The following is a 1,202-nucleotide window of genomic DNA, read 5'->3' as shown; positions in this document are numbered from 1 at the left end:
GACAGCCGTTACACACACCTAAGGTAAAGGTATCTTCTCGGTTAAAGAAATCAGCAAATTGTGTACGCGCTTTGGCATTGTGCAAGATAGTACTGGCCCAGCCACGACCCGCGCCTAACACATCACCATAGGAGAAACCACCACAAGCAACCAAGCCTTTAAAGTCCACTAAATCAACACGGCCTTCAAGCACGTCACTCATATGCACATCGAAAGCAGTAAAACCTGCTTGGTCAAACGAGGCCGCCATTTCTATCTGACCATTGACACCCTGCTCTCTTAAGATAGCCACTTTAGGTCTGTCACCACTAACAATCAATGAGGCCGCGACATGCTCTGTCGCATCAAAGCTTAAGTTGGCCTGCAAACCAGGATCTTGTTCATCTAATAAAGCATCAAACTCTTGCTTGGCACAATCAGGGTTATCACGTAATGCTTGCAGGCGATAACTCGTTTCAGCCCAGAAACGTTGCAAGGTGATACGAGATTGATTAATCACTTGTTCACCATTTACATTAATCGTGATCTGCTGATCAGCACGCAAACCACCAATAACATGACTATTGTGTGACAAGTCTTGCTCACGCAGGATGGCGAGTACATCTTCCACGTCACAATGACGAACTTGGATAACCGCACCGAGTTCTTCATTAAATAACACTGGTAAGGTTTCACCCAAACCACTGAGGTTAATATCCAAACCGGTATGACCGGCAAAAGCCATTTCACATAAGGTCGTAATCAAACCACCATCACTACGATCGTGATAGGCCAACAATAATTCATCCTGATTCATTTGTTGAATCGCAGCAAAAAATTGTTTTAATGCTTCAGGATTATCAAGGTCGGGCCCATGATGGCCCACTTGTTTATACACTTGTGCTAATGCCGATGCAGCTAGACGGTTATGACCTTTACCTAAATCGATATAAATCAGATCTGTATCGCCTTGATCGGTGCGCAGTTCCGGTGTGCACGTTTTGGCAGCATCAGTGACTGGGGCAAAGGCGGTAATAATCAATGACAACGGTGAGGTCACTGATTTTTGTTCGTCACGATCTTGCCACACGGTTTTCATCGACAAGGAATCTTTACCCACCGGAATAGCAATACCCAACGCAGGACAGAGTTCCATACCGACTGTATGTACGGTGTCATATAACAAGGCATCTTCGCCGGCATGACCACAGGCAGCCAACCAG

The 1,202-nt window shown here is 45.8% G+C and carries 1 protein-coding gene; it reads right to left on the bottom strand.

Features of this window, described 5'->3' with window-relative positions; translation table 11 throughout:
- On the bottom strand, positions 1–1,202 hold a 1,202-nt coding region (locus AC3AYF_RS21380), incomplete at both ends, for a phosphoribosylformylglycinamidine synthase subunit PurQ (RefSeq protein WP_487780479.1).

It is taken from the genome of Salinicola sp. (assembly GCF_982684285.1).
The sequence above is the reverse complement of the archived record's forward strand: the minus strand, read 5'-3'. Positions and strand labels throughout refer to the sequence as shown.